At 51.5% G+C, this 239-nt stretch carries 1 protein-coding gene; it reads left to right on the forward strand.

Annotation, left to right across the window (positions count from 1 at the left end):
- The coding region (locus GJQ66_RS15070; protein ID WP_230379694.1) for a hypothetical protein at positions 1-225 on the forward strand (225 nt) is incomplete at its 5' end.
- Positions 226-239: the final 14 nt, after the last annotated feature.

The following is a 239-nucleotide window of genomic DNA, read 5'->3' on the forward strand; positions in this document are numbered from 1 at the left end:
TTCCCTTTCCTTCCTCTCCTCCTCTCCTCTCTGGTTCTTTCTCTCTTTCCAAGGGTTGCAGCCGTCACAGCGCTCACCGGGTTGGTCTTATGGGTGATAGTTAGGGTTAGGGTTATGGGAGGAGATGGTTATCATGATCCCGTGATTAACGGGATCCTTCAATCCAACCTCCAGCATCTAATCATCGAGCAAGACCGATTCGGGTCCGAACCCATAAACGGGTAAGAACAGAGGTCGGG

Origin of the sequence: Microbacterium sp. ZXX196 (genome assembly GCF_009709595.1) — a bacterium.
GTDB classification, from domain to species: domain Bacteria; phylum Actinomycetota; class Actinomycetes; order Actinomycetales; family Microbacteriaceae; genus Microbacterium; species Microbacterium excoecariae.